The sequence below is a fragment of the uncultured Psychrosphaera sp. genome (assembly GCF_947500655.1).
GTDB lineage: Bacteria > Pseudomonadota > Gammaproteobacteria > Enterobacterales > Alteromonadaceae > Psychrosphaera.
In genome coordinates, this window is sequence record NZ_CANMSK010000042.1 from 1 (window position 1) to 1,491 (window position 1,491).

Genomic DNA, 1,491 nt, shown 5'->3' on the forward strand with positions numbered 1-1,491 from the left:
AGCTGTCTCTTATACACAAATCCCTGCTAGTAATTAGCGGGGATTTTTTTTGAACTAATTGCCTTGTTTGTGATCAGATCTTCAAACCTATTTTGGAGACGCATATGATAAACGAACATAATCAATGGGCAGAGCAACAATTTGGCGATTCGGATTTAGGCGATCCCAGAAGAACAGCCCGTCTGGTAAAGTTAGCATCAACATTAGCTAATGAGCCAGGAAAATCTCTTGTGAACATCACTCAATCTCCCGCTGATATGGAAGGGGCTTATCGTTTTATCCGTAACAACAATGTAGATGCGAATGCTATAGCTGATTCAGGGTTTCAAGTTACTGCAGAGCAAGCGAAATCTCATGATCTCTTACTTGCGCTAGAAGACACTACCACTCTGGTTTACAAACATTCGTCCATTCGTAATGAATTAGGCCATGTCGGACGAGGTAAAAGCCAACGAGGTATGTTAGCTCATAGTGTGTTGTTGTTCGCACCTAAAGCGAAACAAGTTGTCGGGTTAATTGAGCAGTCTCGTTGGAATCGTGACATCAACACCATTGGGAAAAGAGAAAAACACGCGACTACACCTTACGAAGAAAAAGAAGGTTATAAATGGGAGTCTGCATCACGAGCTATGGCTCAACGACTTAAAACGCAGATGTCGAACGTTGTTTCAGTTTGTGACCGTGAAGCGGATATATATGAATACCTGCAATATAAACTGACAGAGGGGCAGCGTTTCGTTGTTCGCTCAATGCAAAGTCGCCACATTGAAGAGGGTAAAGATAAGTTATATGCGTTCGCAAGTGAGCTAAGTAGCGCAGGTTCAAAACAGATAGATATTGCACAAAAAGGTGGAAGAAAAGCACGAAGTGTCAGACTTGATATTACGTTTGCTCCTGTGACGTTAAAAGTACCATACAATAAAAAAGGACAATCACTGCCTGTTTATTACGTTGGCTGTGCCGAAAAAAACAGTCCTGATAGCGATTTAAACTGGCATTTATTGACGAGTGAACCAGTAACGAATAAAGAAGAAGCGTTAGCGATTATTAGTTATTACGAATATAGGTGGCTAGTTGAGGAGTTTCACAAGGTGTGGAAAAGTGACGGCACGGATATAGAGAGTTTACGATTGCAAAGCCCAGATAATATGGAGCGACTAGTTACTATTAATGGTTTTATAGCAACACGAATATTGCAACTAAAATTCGCCAATGCACTTCCTGATAACCCAAGCTGTGAACAAGTATTATCCGCAAAAGCTTGGAAATTACTGTGGCTAAAAAGGATAAAAACAAAGCTCCCTGATAGTGCTCCAGATATGAAATGGGCTTATCAAGAGCTCGCAAAGCTAGGTGGATGGAAAGATACTAAGCGCACAGGGCGTGCATCAGTGAAAGTGATATGGCAAGGATGGCTTAAGTTACAAACCATCCTTGAAGGCTATGAATTAGCAAAGTCTCTTGAATCTGACTTGTGATCAAGAGACAGCT

General features: G+C 41.3%; 1 protein-coding gene. It reads left to right on the plus strand.

Annotation, left to right across the window (positions count from 1 at the left end):
* Positions 1-104: 104 nt before the first annotated feature.
* Positions 105-1,478: an IS4 family transposase gene (locus tag Q0940_RS17000; protein ID WP_299271132.1), complete on the plus strand. Its 1,374-nt coding sequence runs from the start codon at positions 105-107 to the stop codon at positions 1,476-1,478.
* Positions 1,479-1,491 lie beyond the last annotated feature (13 nt).